Source organism: Flavobacterium suaedae (genome assembly GCF_014642915.1).
In the GTDB taxonomy this organism is placed as follows: Bacteria; Bacteroidota; Bacteroidia; order Flavobacteriales; family Flavobacteriaceae; genus Flavobacterium; species Flavobacterium suaedae.
Genome location: NZ_BMJE01000001.1, coordinates 449,552 through 463,531 on the forward strand (window position 1 = coordinate 449,552; position 13,980 = coordinate 463,531).

Genomic DNA, 13,980 nt, shown 5'->3' on the forward strand with positions numbered 1-13,980 from the left:
TAAAAATGGATACGATAATAAAAATATTGTCTTTAATTAGTATTTGTTTAAGTACTTGTTACTCTTTTGCTCAGCAAAATACTGTGCATAATGATAGCGTTACCTCTTATGATTTAGCCTATAACAAGCTAAAAAAATTATATATAGAGCAACTAGATTCAGATGTTTATAAAAAACAAAAAGTTGTTTTCCGTAAATTTTATAAAAAAATGAATTTTGAGGGAGATGCCTCGGAAATTACACCTGATCCTATACCTTGGATTAAGGAAAATCTGGAAAAAACTGATTTTTTTAGTGTGACTGAAGCAGAATTAGAGTGGGCTCAATATATGCTATTATATGAAGAGGATCTAAAACAAAATGCTGATTATCACGATTACTTAGTAGAAGTTGTTTTAAAATTTGGAGGGAAAATTGCTGCAAGTGTAATAAAAGACGTTGTTGAAGAGTACCCTGATAAATTTTTTAATAAAGACTCTCCCGAGGAGCTATATAAAGATTAAACTATTTCATACAAATAAAAGCCTGAGTTTAACTCAGGCTTTTTGCTCTAATACTAAAAGGTTTTGAAAATAATAAAAGGAATATTTATAATGAGTATTTATTTAAGTACTTGTTACTCTTTTGCTCAGCAAAACACATTGAGTGATAGTCTTACCTCTTATGATTTAGCCTTTAACAGGCTAAAAAAATTATATCTAAAACAACTTGATTCAAATATATATTGTAAGAAAAAAGCTGCTTATCGAAAGTTTTATAAAAAAATGAATTTTGAAGGAGATGTCTCAGAAATTGCACCTGATCCTATACCTTGGATTAAGGATAATCTGGAAAAAACTGATTTTTTTAGTGTGACCGAAGCAGAATTAGAATGGGCTCAATATATGGTATTGGATGAAGAGGATCAAAAACAAAATTCTGATTATTATAATTTTTTATTTGAATCTATACCAAAGTTTGGTGCTAAAATAGTTACGGAACTAATGGATGATATAGTAACCAATCATCTTGATAAATTCCTTTGTAAAGACTCCCCTAGGGAGCTATATAAAGATTAAATTAATTTATAGAAATAAAAGCCTGAGTTAAACTCAGGCTTTTTTTATTAAACATTGTTTTGTAAAGTTTAGGTTTAAATAATATATTTACTAAAAACATATTACTTTTAATGAAAAAACTATTTATATTACCGTTATCGCTACTTGTATTTTCGTGTAGTACTACCAAAATTGAAAATAAAGATTATGCCAAGGCAGATGTAACAAAGTATATGAACAGTATTACTACCTCTGATTTAGAGAAGCATCTTTATACAGTAGCTTCTGATGAAATGGAAGGACGTAATACAGGAGAAAAAGGACAGAAAAAAGCAGGGCTGTACATTATTAATCATTATAAAGATAATGGCATCTCCTTCCCAAAAGGAGCTGATAATTTTTATCAGAAAGTACCTTCAGAATATATGGTACGCCCTTTCAGCCCAAAACTTAATGACTCTGAAAATATATGGGCATATATAGAGGGAACAGAAAAACCCGATGAAATTTTAGTAATATCTGCCCACTATGACCATATTGGTATGAAGAATGGCGAAATATATAATGGTGCAGATGATGACGGTTCGGGTACTGTAGCTTTACTTGAAATAGCTCAGGCATTTATGGAAGCTAAAAAAGACGGATACGGTCCTAAGCGTTCTATTTTATTCCTGCATGTAACGGGTGAGGAATATGGGTTACATGGCTCTCGCTACTACTCTGATAATCCTTTATTTCCTTTAGAAAATACAATTACAGATATAAATATTGATATGGTAGGACGCAGAGATGCAGATCATGAAAATAATGGTAATTATGTATATGTTATAGGTTCTGACAGGCTAAGCTCTGAACTTCGTGAGATTAACGAGGAGGTAAACAATAAATACACGCACCTTGAACTGGACTATAAATATGATGACAGGAATGACCCTAATCAATTCTATTACAGATCAGACCACTATAACTTTGCTAAAAAAGGTATACCTATTATTTTCTTTTTTAATGGGGTACATGATGATTACCACATGCCTACTGATACTCCTGACAAAATTGAATATGATTTACTGGCTAAACGTGCTCAGCTTGCATTTGTAACAGCCTGGGAGCTGGCTAACAGAGAAAACAGACCTGTAGTTGACAGAGATGGTAAATAAATAGTTTTTAAAATAAGGAATAAACAATGTAAATAAAAAACTCCGGCAAAAGCCGGAGTTTTTTTATTTACTGTATTTTCTTTCTCTTTTAGAGAAGTTATTGGTCACAAATAATATAACTTTTCCTTTTTTATTTTTCCTGAACACCTCCCAATTAATAATTACTCCTGTTACGCATATAGCCATGAGCAACACTAGTAACGATATGTAAATACCGTCGTTAAAACTTTCGACAAAAGGTATTTTGTCAAAAAAGAAATATAGTGATACAAAGAACACCACTATAGATAATATCAGTGAAAATAATTTCATAGCCCTTTACTTTAAATTAAACAGGTTGTAAATAGCAAAAGGTGGAGTAAAACATTTTAATTGGCGGCTGCATTCATACAGATAAAACTGTATTTCCCCTTCATACTTACATTGTACAAATGTACAAAGTTTTAAGTTTAATTTAACTTTTATTAGGTTATTTTTTAGTAAACGTTATAATGCAAGCATTAACTCTTGCATGGTATTAAACTCCTGTTCTCTGCCTTTTATTGTATAATTAAACTGATATATTATTTTTTCATCTAAAAAGTCTTTGTAATAAGCAGTTGCATGCAACATTTTGTCTTGTTCATCACTTTCAAAATCAGCCGAAACCTCAGGTTCTTCTTTACTACATACTGCCGAAACTAAAAATTCAAAAGTTTCTCCTTCAAATGTTTCAATATCACCTTCAATAATAAAATCAGTATTGTCAAGATTTTTATACACATCTACATCCAACACTATAGCATGGTCTTTATATTCGGCAGTAACACTATGTTCATTTTCCTTAAACTTAAAACTGCCATCTCTTTTAAAGAACTCTTTAAAGCTATCAAATATATTTTTTATTTCATCTTTCTTTATCTCTTTTTTGGCATATTCATACTGCTTTCTGTATTGCTTATATTCTGCCTTAATATCTATCCTTAATTTAAGGTATGCTACGTCCATAAAGTACTGTTTTATAATTCTGCTACTTTAGGCGGATAAAAGTTTACATAAAAAACGTCGTTATAATCTATTCCCTCTTCTACAAGAATTTTCTTAATTTCTTCTGTACGCTCTTTGCTATTACTGGCTCCTGATATTTTGAGAAACTCCGAAAACTCATCTATGTTTTCAAACTTAAAGCTAAGGTCTGTATTTAGGGAATATCGAGTTAATTTAAACTCAACTGTAGTTAATTCTATATTTGCTTCTTTAAAAGCATCAAGTATTATTTTAAAATTTTCTTTCATGGCTGTATTTTTAATTAAATATAGCCCAAAAATTCTATTTCTGCAATAAGGTATCTATAGTTATTTTCATAGCGGCAATAGTTTCTTTTTGTGCCTCTATGGTCTTTAATAAAGCTTCTTTCTCACTTTCGTAAACAACAGGTTCTGGCTCAGCTATATTTTTAGAATTAGCGTTAGTATATCCTTTGTGTTTTAAGTATAAATCCTGATTTACAAATTCATCCAGCGTCAGATTAAATTCCTCGCAAATTTTTTGCATCACTTCGATTTTAGGATAAGATATTCCCCTTACGTAAGTACCTATCACACTCTTTTTGAGCCCGAATTTAGCACCAAACTCATCCTGAGACAAAAAATTATTCTCACACAGATATTTGATATTTAATCCAATAAAATTTTTCATTTCCAAAATTGATGATATATTTGTAATAAATAATTGTTTTTACTAGTAATATTCGATATGAAATCTTTATAAATATAAATAATTTATCGCAAAAATATAATTTATGACAGTAAGTGACCTATTAAAAAAGAGGAATCAAAAAATTGTAGAGCGGTATCACCAACTAAAACTACTAAAAATGAGAAGTGATGAAGCTAAAAAAATTATCAGCAATGAGTTTAATAATCTGTCTATCTCTACGATTGATCAGGTTATATATAACAAAAAGTATTCTAATAGCCCATATACTAAAGAATAAGTACCTGTAATTTATGTAAGTTGGATGGTTGATGGAACTCCGGGCTAAATATATAAATGCTCGGGGTTTTGTTTTTATTGAGAATAGTAAACTGTAATTTATACTATAAAAAATCCTAACGTTTAAAATCTGTATCTTTGCCCAAAATACAAGCTATGGCAACTTTCAACGATTTTAATTTACCTAAGTCCCTACAAAAAGCAATTGATGAAATGGGATTAACCACCCCTACTCCTATTCAGGAGCGTGCTATGCCGGTTATACTATCAGGCAGAGACATGATGGGAATTGCACAAACAGGTACAGGTAAAACATTTGCCTACTTGTTACCGGTATTAAAACAATGGAAGTTTGCAGAAACGCATACTCCCAGAGTTGTAATAATAGTACCAACTAGAGAGCTTGTAGTACAAGTAGTAGAAGTTGTTGAAAAATTAACGCAGTTTATGTCTATACGCACTGTAGGTGTATATGGTGGTACTAATATAAATACACAAAAAAAGCTTGTTTACGAAGGAGTAGATATATTAGTAGGAACTCCGGGACGTACAATGGATCTGGCTTTAGATAATGTTTTACGCTTTGATGCACTTCAAAAACTCATTATAGATGAGTTTGATGAAATACTAAACCTGGGATTCCGATTCCAGGTTACTTCTATACTAACCATGATGAAGGGTAAAAGACAAAACATTCTGTTTTCGGCTACTATGACTGAAGATGTAGACGATATACTAAATGAGTATTTTGATTTTCCCGAAGAAGTATCGTTAGCGCCATCAGGAACACCTTTAGAAAAAATAGAACAACTAGGCTACCATGTACCTAACTTTACTACTAAAGTTAATTTACTAAAGCACATACTAAAAAATGAAGAACTGGAAAGAGTTTTAATTTTTGTAAACAGTAAGCGTGCTGCCGATTTTGTAATGGAACATTTAGAGGAAGACTACCCTGAACAGTTTGGGGTTATACACTCTAATAAATCACAAAATTACAGGCTTAACACTATGGCTTCTTTTAAAGCCAGTGAAATAAGAGGTATTGTTACTACAGATGTAATGGCTCGTGGTCTTGATATTCCTGATATTACCCATGTTATTAATATTGAGTTTACCGAAACTCCGGAACAATACATACACCGTATAGGTAGAACGGGACGTGCAGAGAAAAAAGGTATTGCCATTAGTTTTATAAGCCCTAAAGAACAGGAACATCAAGTTGAGGCAGAAGTACTGATGGAAAAAGAAATAACCTTACATGCTATTCCCGAAGAAGTTGAGATAGCTAAGGAACTACTCCCTTTTGAAAAAGAAAAGCCAAAAATAAAAAAGCTACTTAAAGCACCTAAAACAGAAACTGTAGGACCTGCATTCCACGAGAAAAAAGCGAAGAACAAAAAAGTAAACTTAGGTGGTCCCGGTAAAAGAAAACCGCAAAAAACAGGTAAAAACCGAAATGCTCAAAAATCAAAAGCTGCAAAAAGGAAAAAGAGATAACACTTAGTTTATAAGCGCTTTTACTATACAAGCAATATACTTACTGGAAACGTTTTTTATAAAAACGGGAAAATCAATTGGTGAGGCATCATCTGCAGCGTCTGATATAATTCTTATAACGGTAAACGGTATATCATACTCATAGCACACTTGTGCTACAGCAGCGCCTTCCATTTCCACACAAAGTGTTTCAGGTAAGTTATCTGTAAGCTTTTCTTTATCGTCATTAGTAGCAAAAAATTTATCGCCACTGGCAATATCGCCAACATGCACACTTAGTCTTGTAATACCAAAATCACTTAAAACCTCTTTACCGACATTTTGAGATAAAATATTATTTTCCAATAAATTCGTTATGGTAGAAAGAGCTAAGGAAACGTTTCCGGCATTAGCTTCTATATAAGTTTTACCCAATAAAGGTATTTCAAAGCGTTGCATAATAGGTCGTGCATCAATATCATGCTGTATAAGCCTTTTGCCTATTACAATGTCACCAATTGCTACATTGGTATGAACAGCACCTGCTACGCCTGTAAAAATAAGCTCAGTTACGTTAAATACATTAATGAGTGTTGCAGCAGTAGCCGACGCAGCCACTTTTCCCCAACGTGAAAAAACTAATACTGTTTTAACCCCGTTAAGCATGCCGGAAATATACCTGCGTTTGCCTATTATTGTAGAAGTGGTATCTGTTAAAAGGGCTTTTATACCTTCAATTTCTTCGGGCATAGCCCCCATTATACCAACTACCCTATTGCTTTGCATTTACTCGTTGTGTTCTGCAAGAAGTTCCTTAGAGTCGTACCCGAATAAATTATCTTTCTTAATCATTTCCGAAACGCCTTCAGGAAGCATATTTTCCCAACCTGTTTGCCCCTTGCTAATCATTTTAAGTACTTCTCTGGAGAATATTTTAAGGTGCTCTTCTTTAACATCCGGTATATCTATTACCTTACCATTAAACTTAAAGAATTTGTACAGCTCCTTCATTCTTGGGTGTACTTTAAGATTTTCAGAGGTTATAATTGTACCGTCATCCTCTTTCATTGGGTATAAGAATACTTTAAGGTCTCTGTAGAATAGTTTACCAAATGCCTCCAGTATACCTCCACTAAGGTGACGATAGTACTTCTCATCGAATATATCAATAAGGTTACTAACCCCCATAGCAAGCCCCATACGGGCTTTAGTATACTTAGAAAAGTATTCTACAACTTTATAGTATTCCTGGAAGTTCGATATCATTACGGTTTGCCCAAGTGAACATAAAAGCTCTGCCCTGTCAAGAAAATCTCTTTCATCAATTTCCCCTTCGGAGCGAAGGTTAGAAAGTGTTATTTCAAATACAACAAGTGTTTTCTCTTTATTAACTTTATTCTCTTCAAGGAACATTTCGTAGGAGTTCTCCAGCATATCAATGTTAACCTTGGTTACAGGACGGAAACTACCACGTAAAGCCAGTATATTCTTTTTATATAATACTGCCGCAGGCAGTACATTATTACCATCAGGGTTAAACATTACGGCATCAGTCATGCCGTTTTTAACCAACTGAAGGCTCATTAAGCGGTTATCTACATCCTTAAACTTAGGACCTGAAAAGTTAATTGTATCTATTTCAAGCTGATCTTTGTCAAGGTTATCATATAAATATCTCAGCAGCTTTTTAGGATTATTATATTTATAAAAAGCACCATAAATAAGGTTAACCCCTAGTATTCCTAAAGTTTCCTGCTGCAATCTTGCATCATTCTCTCTAAAACGAATATGCAATGTAATCTCATTATACTCCTCTTCAGGATCAAGCTGATATTTTATACCTACCCAGCCATGCCCTTTAAACTGCTTGGCAAAATCTATAGTTGCTACAGTATTGGCATAACTAAAAAACATTTTATGAGGGTGCTTGTCTCTTTTAAGTCGGTTCTCAATAATGCGAACTTCATGAACAAGCATTTTCTTTAAACGGCTTTCTGTAACATACCTCCCATCATCCTCAACACCATATATGGCATCACTAAAGTCCTTATCATAAGCAGACATTGCTTTTGCAATAGTACCCGAAGAACCTCCTGCCCTGAAAAAGTGACGAACAGTTTCCTGCCCCGCTCCTATCTCAGAAAAGGTTCCGTATATATTTTCGTTAAGATTTATGCGTAAAGCTTTGTCTTTTGATGAAGGAACGTGCTCAATTATTTTGTCCCCTTTTAAAGTTATGTCTTTCTCTGTTAGTTTCATAGCTTGTTAGCTTAGTAGGTAGTGTAAAATAGGTCTCCTGCAAAGTTAGGAAAACAGGCAGTCTAATAAAACAAATAATGTTATTTTTGTAAAAATATCAAGTGATTTGAAAGTTTGTTTTTTAGGTACAGGAACATCGCAGGGAATCCCAATTATAGGTTCTGAGCACCCCGTGTGTCTCAGTAACGACCCGAGGGACAAACGTTTGCGTGTTTCTGTATGGATAGAATGGGATGAATATTCGTATGTTATAGACTGTGGTCCTGACTTCAGGCAGCAAATGCTTGTATCGCAATGCCCGAAGGTTGACGGTATATTATTTACCCATGAACATGCTGACCACACTGCAGGGCTTGATGATATCCGTCCTTTCTTTTTTAGGCAAGGTGATATTCCTGTATATGGCTGTGAGCGAGTAATAAAAAATCTTTCACGCCGTTTTGATTATATTTTTAGCAGTGAAAATAAATATCCGGGTGCACCTTCGGTAGCAATTAAAATTGTTGAAAATAATAAACCATTTCCTGTAGGAGATAAAATAGCAGTACCTATTAAAGTTTTTCATGGCAGCCTGGAGGTATTTGGATACCGAATTGATGAATTTGCTTACCTTACTGATATTAAAACAATAGCTGACGAAGAAGCTGAAAAACTTAAAGGAGTTAAGGTTTTAGTAGTAAGTGCATTGCGAATTGAACCTCATGCCACTCATTTTAATCTGGAAGAAGCTCTGGCTTTTATAGAAAGAATACAGCCTGAAAGAGCTTACTTAACGCATATTAGCCATAATATGGGCTTTCATGCCGAAGTAGAAAAAACATTACCCGAAAATGTATTTTTAGCTTACGATAACCTTAAAATAACTATTTAAAATACACCATGAAGAAGAACATATTTTTATATCTGTTTATTTTTAGCTTACTAATCAACATTTTTACTTTCATGCATTTTAGTAAACAGGAAAAATATCAAACTGAAAGAGTAAACAACCTTACGGAAAGAGTTACAGGCTTAAAAGACAGTCTTGCTGTAACTACTGATTTAATGCAAAGGGCTGACTACTTTTCGATAGAACAAAACCTTAATGCCCGTAATTATTTTAGAGGTGAGTATGATATTGATGAACTTGCTATTAAAATAACAGATGCTGTTTTTGCTAAAAATAAAAATGAAGAAGGTAATCCGCTAATAAACTACCCTAAAATGGGTGAAAAACCTTTTATCATCAACAAAATAAAAATACTTAACAATCGCTGGATAATAGCCGATTTTACTGACGGTAAAGCGTGGGGAGAAGTACTTATTAAGTATTTTATTGAAGAAAACGGCGATGTAACTTTCGAAACTATTGAAACGTTACTACATGCCAATACAATAATGCGCTAAAATTAATAGCGCATTATTGATATATAGTAATAGTATTATTTGTTTATAAATGTTAGCATATCCTGAAAGCTTTGTGGTGTAACACCATGCCCTACAGGATATTCATGATACTCCGGAGACATTCCTAAACCTTTAAAATATTCCGGTGCTTTACGTGCCCAGTCTACAGGTATAACCTGGTCTACCGTTCCGTGTGATATAAAGAGTTTTAAGTCCTTAATTTGTTCATCTGCCTTTTTATTAGCGATATCTAAATTAAGGTAACCGCTAAGCGCAATTACTCTCTTTATTTTTTCAGGATACGTTAATGCTATAGCATAACTTAAAATTGCTCCCTGACTGAAACCTATTAACGTAATATCATCTGCATCAATAGGATATTCTTTTATAACCTCATCAATAAACGTAACAATCAATTCGCGCGATTCTACTGCCTGCTTTTCATCAGTAAACTTATTCATACCGGCATCAAAATTAATAGCGTACCATGCATTACCATAAGGCGGTATAGTATGTGGTGCTCTTGCCGATATTATATAATATTCGTCCGGTAAATGTTCTGCAAAAGAGAATAAATCCTCTTCATTACTGCCGTAACCATGTAGTAGTAGTAATAACGGATTTTTATCTTTTTTTACTTTTGGTTCTCTTACTAAGTGGTATAGTGATAAATTATTTGCCATTACAATGATTTAAATATTTTTTGATAAACATTTCCTAAAAGCGGTATAAGATACGTGCGCCCCTGAACTGCACCTATAAAGCCATATATCCATAACACAAAAAAGAAAATATAAAAAGGAAGTGTTACTAACCAGCTATTAAAAGAACCTATAGGGTAGCCCAAAGCCATAAATGTTAGTAATAAACCTAACGCCTGCCTTACATGGAAAGAGGTAAAGGCATTTTTCTTTTCTAAATTCATTATCAGCGCTATTATAGTACCAAAAATAGTTACATAACTTACAATAGCCATTGTTTTTCCTTCCTGTACTGTATTATTATTATTTATATTGTTCATTTTAGTTTATTTCTATTGTACTTTTTGACTCTATATCTGTTCTGGCATCAAAAACCACATCATAATAATTAGCTTCTCCGGCCTTCCCTTCTACTTCAATTTGTTTTCTTCCGTACTCCACGCCTTTTTTATCTGTAAGTTTAAAGGTTAGCGGAGCTTTAAAATCTTGTTCGGTTATAATGTATATAACCAGTTTATTATCATTATTAGTTTCTATATCACTTTCAGTATAGTATTTCCCTATACTAATACCTTTACTTTGTAGCGTATCAGAAAGTTCTATTTTACTGTCTAAAGTATTTTTTATACCATCCTTTAAGCCATCAGCAATTTCAGATGCAGTTTCTCCTACTACTCTACCTCCTTCATTAAGAGTATCTTTTGTTCTTTCTTTTACATCATTACAAGAAATGAATAGTAAACCTGATAATAAAACTAAAACAAGTGATTTCATGGTTTTTATTCTTTTAAAATTATTTTTCCGTTACTGCCTATTCCGTATACTTTTCCTTTTAACTTTTTACCTAAAAAAGCTGAATTTTTAGATTTTGAAAGAATATGCTCTTTACCAAATGTATAGTCTTCATTTGGATTAAACAACGTAAACGAAGCCGGTTTCCCTTCGGCTATAACATGGTCTTCAACACTAAATAACTCTTTACCTGCTGTTAGTTTTTCAATAACAGTTTCCAAAGGTAAAAGTGTATTTAATGCACCAAAAGCACTTTCCAGTCCTATTGTACCATCCTTAGCCAAATCAAACTCCAGTTTTTTATTTTCTATATCCATAGGGTTATGGTCAGAGGTAACTAAATCAATAGTCCCGTCAATAACACCTTCAAGCAATGCTTTGCGTTCGCTTTCAGGGCGTAACGGTGGCATAACTTTATAGTTTGCGTCAAAACCGGTAAGTTCTTCATCCGTAAGGAATAAATGGTGTACGCTTACACTACAGGTTACATTTAAACCTTTGGCTTTAGCTTCTCTTACAAGCTGTACTGATTTTGCTGTAGAAACGGTTGGTATATGCATTTTACCACCTGTATATTCTAAAAGGAATAAGTTTCTTACTATTTGTAATTCTTCTGCAAGGGCAGGAATACCTTTAAGCCCCAACTTGGTGCTTACTTCACCTTCGTGTACTATTCCTTTACCTTTTATTTTACTGTCCTGAGCAAAAGCAATTAATAACCCATTAAAATCCTGAACGTATTGTAATGCTATTTTTAAAAGATTAGCATCCGATAATGATTTGTTATAATCACCAAAAGCTACTGCTCCTGCATTTTTCATATCAAAAAGCTCTGCCATATCTGCGCCTTCGCTGCCTTTTGTTAATGCTCCTATTGGGTGTACTCGTGTAGCATGTCCTGTTGCTTTACCTTTAAGGAAATGAATATCTGCCTGAGTATCTGCAACGGGATGTCCTGTGGGTTGTATAGCTACATCAGTAAAACCGCTTAATGCAGCAGTATTAAGTCCGTTAGCTATGGTTTCTCTGTTCTCGTAACCCGGTTCTCCAAAACTTACAGAGCTATCAAACCATCCACGTGAAACATGCAGATTAGGCAGCTCTATAACTTCTAAATGTGATTCTTCCGCTAGGTTCGCCCCTATTTTACTAATAATGCCGTTTTCAACCTTAATATCTACAGTCTCATTATTGTACTGACTGTGTTTATCTATTATCGTGGCATTTTTAAAAAGTAAATTCATTTTACAAATTTTTGTATAAAAAGTTCCAGTAACAAAAAGATTAGTGTCGCTATAACAAACCACTTCCATAATTCATCGGCTGTTCTTTTCGATTGCATATCGGTATACACCTCTTCTACAGAATTGGCTATGTTATACTCTTTCAGTATGGCTTTATTTTGCAGATTTAAATTACTCTCATTCCTGCTGTAATTAAAGCTAATATTTTTCAATGGCTCGTTATCCTTATAAATGGTATAGTTACCCGCTTTTTCAGGATAATTACCAAATGACAGTTTTACTTTATTGTTTAAAACCTGCTGCATTGGTATAAAATCACTGTTTTCACTACGTACCGTTACAACCTCATCTTTAGATAGTAAAGCATCAATAAAAATGCTCTCACTTTTACCGATAGTAATAGCACTAACTCCGGTAGTATTGCTATTCTGTGCCATATTAATAAATGTAGGCACTATAAGCGGAGAGTTCTGGAAATTACTATTATCGGTATTTACAGGAGCTGCAAAAACGTATACATTACCCACTCCATTGGTTACCGATGCCAGAAATAGTGAACCATCATCATACGTAAGCACAGGTAAAGCATTACCTCTTAATGTAAAGCCTGCGCTCACCTTAGGATATTGGAAATTAGATATTTGCTTTTCAAAAACAGTTCTGTACAATGGGTGACTAAATGCTATTTTAGTTACTTGCTTTTCTGTACTCTTTACAGCACTATATGTAGTACTACTAAATGCACTTAATAACTGATTTAAGTTTTGCGCACTGCTTTTAGCGTTAGGTAGTATTACTATATTCAATCCACTATCGTAATATGATTTTAAAGTAGTAATAAGCGACTGCGGAATTTCAGTCAGCTCATTTAATATTACAGCATCTTGCTTTTCAAGAATATTATAATCCAGCGTACTTAGTTCTGTAGCTGTAAAATTATATTCCTCAGTAGTATAAATACGTGACAGGAAGTTATTTTTAGCTGTTTCACCTATTGCAATTACATTCTGCTTTTCAGGTTCAGTTATACTGAAATAGTATTTATTGTCATAAGCCAGGTTGTTATCTGTTACACTAACATAACCGTTAAAATCTGCTTTAGGTATGGTAAAAGTAGCTTCCTGCTTTGGCTCGGTAAAGTTTACTACTGTTTTAGCCTGTAGTTTATTGCCATTGTATAAGGCTATTGGGGTTTCTTCTTCAACAGTACCATAAGCCTGCATGGTTACTTTTATTTCGTAAAAGTTATCCAGTGCCTGTGCTATATAGACACTATCAATAGTTATGTTATTTTTATTCTCAGCTTCCGGTACTATAAAATAAGTAGAAGCATCAGCATTTAAATCATTCAGGTATTTACTGTCCATATTTACAGCATCAGTAATTGTAATAATATCCTTAGTTGTATTAGGCTTTTTGGCTTGTGCCTTTGTCAGTAAAAAGTCAGGTCGAAAAGCAACATCCGAATACTCTAAACTCTGTAATTCCTTTTGTACTGATTTTACGTCAGTATCCCAAAAGACAGTAGTATTTGTAATTAATGAAAATTGCTTATCATCAGGTGTATTCTCCAATATGTCCTGTATAGCTCTTTTTAAAAGTTCTCCTTTACTGCCTTTTGCCTGCATAGAAAAAGAATTATCCAGCAATATTACCATTTCATTAGCTGCACTTTCGCTATCTTCCGCTTTAAAATAAGGCTGGGCAAAAGCAATAATAATTGCAGTAAGTAATAACAACCTAGTAAAAAGTAACAGCCATTTTTTAATAACTGAACTTTTACGGGTTTGCAGGCTCAACTCTTTTAAAAACTTAACGTTTGTAAAATTTTGCTTTTGAAAACGGCGTAATTGAAATAAATGAACCAGTATGGGAATTACCAACAGAAAAAGAAAGTAAAGGATTTCCGGGTGTTTAAACTGCATTCGTCTTAAAGTTTGTCAAAAATACT

At 33.4% G+C, this 13,980-nt stretch carries 17 protein-coding genes; 6 read left to right on the forward strand and 11 right to left on the reverse strand.

Annotated elements, in window-relative coordinates; genetic code table 11:
- Positions 1–5: 5 nt before the first annotated feature.
- The 3 genes from IEW45_RS02060 (at position 6) to IEW45_RS02070 (ending at position 2,194) form a co-directional block, all read left to right on the forward strand.
- The gene (locus IEW45_RS02060) at positions 6–503 is read left to right on the forward strand and encodes a hypothetical protein (RefSeq protein WP_188619556.1); all 498 of its coding nucleotides are present in this window, start codon (positions 6–8) and stop codon (positions 501–503) included.
- Positions 504–566: 63 nt separating this feature from the next.
- Positions 567–1,058 (forward strand): hypothetical protein, encoded by a 492-nt coding sequence (locus IEW45_RS02065; protein ID WP_188619557.1) that lies wholly within the window; start codon positions 567–569, stop codon positions 1,056–1,058.
- 110 nt (positions 1,059–1,168) lie between these two features.
- Positions 1,169–2,194 carry a M28 family metallopeptidase gene (locus IEW45_RS02070; RefSeq protein WP_188619558.1) on the forward strand — a complete coding sequence of 342 codons (1,026 nt, stop codon included), beginning with the start codon at positions 1,169–1,171 and terminating at the stop codon, positions 2,192–2,194.
- A gap of 63 nt (positions 2,195–2,257) precedes the next feature.
- On the opposite strand, the gene IEW45_RS02075 is transcribed toward IEW45_RS02070, so the two are convergent.
- The 4 genes from IEW45_RS02075 to IEW45_RS02090 all read right to left on the reverse strand — a co-directional run bounded on the left by IEW45_RS02075 (position 2,258) and on the right by IEW45_RS02090 (position 3,871).
- Positions 2,258–2,506, reverse strand: coding sequence for a hypothetical protein (locus IEW45_RS02075; protein WP_188619559.1), 249 nt, complete (start codon positions 2,504–2,506; stop codon positions 2,258–2,260).
- Between the two features lie 174 nt (positions 2,507–2,680).
- Entirely contained in the window at positions 2,681–3,181 is a 501-nt protein-coding gene (locus IEW45_RS02080) for a hypothetical protein (protein ID WP_188619560.1), read from the reverse strand.
- 11 nt (positions 3,182–3,192) lie between these two features.
- The gene (locus tag IEW45_RS02085) at positions 3,193–3,468 is read right to left on the reverse strand and encodes a hypothetical protein (RefSeq protein WP_188619561.1); all 276 of its coding nucleotides are present in this window, start codon (positions 3,466–3,468) and stop codon (positions 3,193–3,195) included.
- Positions 3,469–3,502: 34 nt separating this feature from the next.
- On the reverse strand, positions 3,503–3,871 hold the full coding sequence (locus IEW45_RS02090) for a helix-turn-helix domain-containing protein (protein WP_188619562.1): 369 nt from the start codon (positions 3,869–3,871) through the stop codon (positions 3,503–3,505).
- A 453-nt stretch (positions 3,872–4,324) separates the two neighbouring features.
- On the opposite strand from IEW45_RS02090, the gene IEW45_RS02100 reads away from it, so the two are divergent.
- Positions 4,325–5,668: a DEAD/DEAH box helicase gene (locus IEW45_RS02100; RefSeq protein WP_188619564.1), complete on the forward strand. Its 1,344-nt coding sequence runs from the start codon at positions 4,325–4,327 to the stop codon at positions 5,666–5,668.
- A gap of 3 nt (positions 5,669–5,671) precedes the next feature.
- Here the strand turns inward: IEW45_RS02100 and IEW45_RS02105 are convergent, their stop codons facing one another.
- Positions 5,672–6,433 carry a 5'-methylthioadenosine/adenosylhomocysteine nucleosidase gene (locus tag IEW45_RS02105; protein WP_188619565.1) on the reverse strand — a complete coding sequence of 254 codons (762 nt, stop codon included), beginning with the start codon at positions 6,431–6,433 and terminating at the stop codon, positions 5,672–5,674.
- Entirely contained in the window at positions 6,434–7,906 is a 1,473-nt protein-coding gene (locus tag IEW45_RS02110) for a TonB-dependent receptor (RefSeq protein WP_188619566.1), read from the reverse strand.
- A 106-nt stretch (positions 7,907–8,012) separates the two neighbouring features.
- On the opposite strand from IEW45_RS02110, the gene IEW45_RS02115 reads away from it, so the two are divergent.
- Entirely contained in the window at positions 8,013–8,777 is a 765-nt protein-coding gene (locus IEW45_RS02115) for an MBL fold metallo-hydrolase (RefSeq protein ID WP_188619567.1), read from the forward strand.
- Positions 8,778–8,848: 71 nt separating this feature from the next.
- Complete coding sequence (locus tag IEW45_RS02120; protein ID WP_188619568.1) at positions 8,849–9,292, forward strand: hypothetical protein; 444 nt, start codon at positions 8,849–8,851, stop codon at positions 9,290–9,292.
- A gap of 35 nt (positions 9,293–9,327) precedes the next feature.
- Here the strand turns inward: IEW45_RS02120 and IEW45_RS02125 are convergent, their stop codons facing one another.
- The 5 genes from IEW45_RS02125 to IEW45_RS02145 are packed head-to-tail and all read right to left on the reverse strand — an operon-like array spanning position 9,328 to position 13,954.
- Entirely contained in the window at positions 9,328–9,975 is a 648-nt protein-coding gene (locus tag IEW45_RS02125; RefSeq protein ID WP_188619569.1) for an alpha/beta hydrolase, read from the reverse strand.
- Entirely contained in the window at positions 9,975–10,313 is a 339-nt protein-coding gene (locus IEW45_RS02130) for a DUF4870 domain-containing protein (protein ID WP_188619570.1), read from the reverse strand. The genes IEW45_RS02125 and IEW45_RS02130 overlap by 1 nt, the downstream gene beginning before the upstream one ends.
- A 1-nt stretch (position 10,314) precedes the next feature.
- A complete protein-coding gene (locus tag IEW45_RS02135) occupies positions 10,315–10,767 on the reverse strand; it encodes a hypothetical protein (RefSeq protein ID WP_188619571.1) in 453 nt (150 codons plus the stop codon).
- A gap of 5 nt (positions 10,768–10,772) precedes the next feature.
- Positions 10,773–12,029, reverse strand: coding sequence for a dihydroorotase (locus tag IEW45_RS02140; protein WP_188619572.1), 1,257 nt, complete (start codon positions 12,027–12,029; stop codon positions 10,773–10,775).
- Complete coding sequence (locus IEW45_RS02145) at positions 12,026–13,954, reverse strand: vWA domain-containing protein (RefSeq protein ID WP_188619573.1); 1,929 nt, start codon at positions 13,952–13,954, stop codon at positions 12,026–12,028. Before IEW45_RS02145 ends, IEW45_RS02140 begins: the two co-directional genes overlap by 4 nt.
- Positions 13,955–13,980: the final 26 nt, after the last annotated feature.

What these genes read in the sequence shown, in the direction of transcription:
- IEW45_RS02075 (WP_188619559.1), bottom strand. Translation starts at nt 2,506, where the DNA reads ATGAAATTATTTTCACTGATATTATCTATAGTGGTGTTCTTTGTATCA.
- IEW45_RS02145 (WP_188619573.1), bottom strand. Translation starts at nt 13,954, where the DNA reads ATGCAGTTTAAACACCCGGAAATCCTTTACTTTCTTTTTCTGTTGGTA.
- IEW45_RS02125 (WP_188619569.1), bottom strand. Translation starts at nt 9,975, where the DNA reads ATGGCAAATAATTTATCACTATACCACTTAGTAAGAGAACCAAAAGTA.
- IEW45_RS02070 (WP_188619558.1), top strand. Translation starts at nt 1,169, where the DNA reads ATGAAAAAACTATTTATATTACCGTTATCGCTACTTGTATTTTCGTGT.
- IEW45_RS02120 (WP_188619568.1), top strand. Translation starts at nt 8,849, where the DNA reads ATGCATTTTAGTAAACAGGAAAAATATCAAACTGAAAGAGTAAACAAC.
- IEW45_RS02130 (WP_188619570.1), bottom strand. Translation starts at nt 10,313, where the DNA reads ATGAACAATATAAATAATAATAATACAGTACAGGAAGGAAAAACAATG.
- IEW45_RS02060 (WP_188619556.1), top strand. Translation starts at nt 6, where the DNA reads ATGGATACGATAATAAAAATATTGTCTTTAATTAGTATTTGTTTAAGT.
- IEW45_RS02135 (WP_188619571.1), bottom strand. Translation starts at nt 10,767, where the DNA reads ATGAAATCACTTGTTTTAGTTTTATTATCAGGTTTACTATTCATTTCT.
- IEW45_RS02100 (WP_188619564.1), top strand. Translation starts at nt 4,325, where the DNA reads ATGGCAACTTTCAACGATTTTAATTTACCTAAGTCCCTACAAAAAGCA.
- IEW45_RS02090 (WP_188619562.1), bottom strand. Translation starts at nt 3,871, where the DNA reads ATGAAAAATTTTATTGGATTAAATATCAAATATCTGTGTGAGAATAAT.
- IEW45_RS02080 (WP_188619560.1), bottom strand. Translation starts at nt 3,181, where the DNA reads ATGGACGTAGCATACCTTAAATTAAGGATAGATATTAAGGCAGAATAT.
- IEW45_RS02110 (WP_188619566.1), bottom strand. Translation starts at nt 7,906, where the DNA reads ATGAAACTAACAGAGAAAGACATAACTTTAAAAGGGGACAAAATAATT.
- IEW45_RS02140 (WP_188619572.1), bottom strand. Translation starts at nt 12,029, where the DNA reads ATGAATTTACTTTTTAAAAATGCCACGATAATAGATAAACACAGTCAG.
- IEW45_RS02085 (WP_188619561.1), bottom strand. Translation starts at nt 3,468, where the DNA reads ATGAAAGAAAATTTTAAAATAATACTTGATGCTTTTAAAGAAGCAAAT.
- IEW45_RS02105 (WP_188619565.1), bottom strand. Translation starts at nt 6,433, where the DNA reads ATGCAAAGCAATAGGGTAGTTGGTATAATGGGGGCTATGCCCGAAGAA.